At 45.3% G+C, this 1,090-nt stretch carries 1 protein-coding gene; it reads right to left on the reverse strand.

Going from position 1 to position 1,090, the window contains the following annotated elements:
* On the reverse strand, nucleotides 1–1,077 hold a 1,077-nt coding region (locus tag A3763_RS05240), incomplete at its 3' end, for a DUF6160 family protein (RefSeq protein WP_156494928.1).
* Nucleotides 1,078–1,090 lie beyond the last annotated feature (13 nt).

Below are 1,090 nucleotides of genomic sequence, written 5' to 3' on the forward strand. Positions count from 1 at the left end.
TGTGTTGCCACCCTGGATATCTTGAGCTGGGTTCAAAGCAACAGAACCTAGATCAAGAACTGCGTCTTTAACAGCGTAGATGTCACGCATTGAGTGAGCGAAACCGAATGCATTCAATCCGTCTAGACCAGAAGTGTCACCACGATGGTTGTGGATTTTCAGATCGTTGATCTGAACACCAGCGATATCGATGTAAACATCTAAATCAGTGATGTTGAAGTAGCTATCCATGTGGATTTTTGAGTTCGCATCACCGTAACCAGTAGAACCAGTCACAGCATCAGAAGCTTCAGCAGCAGAGATACGACCATTACCATCAGTGTCAGTAGCGCCGAAACCATTACCATTGTTTTCGATATGGATATCTTTGTGACCCAAGTAACCCGCAATGCTTAAGTTGCTGATCAAAGTAGTAGTTTGTGCAGTAGAAAGATCTGCGCCTGGCTGGTAAGTAGAGTCAGCAATACCGATTGCACCGATTTCGTATTTGAAATCAACCGCTGTTACAGCTGCGTCGATAACTTCTTGAGTTGAGAAATCAGCAAGTGCAGTAGCACCGCCAGCAATAAGGTCATCAGCACTGATAAGAGCAGCCAATGGATCAGTAGCGATTTCGTGAATTAACAAGTCACCGTCTTCGATACCAACACGACCCTTAACGAATGTTCCGCCAAGTGCACCAGCAACTGCTTGAACAACAGATACACCAGGAGCAGCTTGTACATTGTTAGCTTCTAGCTGTGTCAAAGATGCACCATCAGCGTTAGCTTCGATACCGCCAGCCAAACCAGCTAGACGACCGTCATCTACAGCACCGTATGCTAGAGCCAATGCAGCTAGACCTTCAGCACCGTAAAAATCAGACAAACCACGATCTAAAATGTTTTCGCCAGTAGCAGCAGAACCAGCAATATCGATGTTCATACGGATATTGTCAATCATGTCAGTGTCGTTTGCTAGGTTATCGTCACCAGTGTTTGCGTTGCCGCCGATGCTGATGTCGTTGATGAATAGGCTACCAGCATCTTTATACATGAACTGACCGATAGAAACTTTAGTTTCTAGATCGATAGTCAAACCAGCTTGACCA

The organism is Oleiphilus sp. HI0128 (assembly GCF_001635365.1).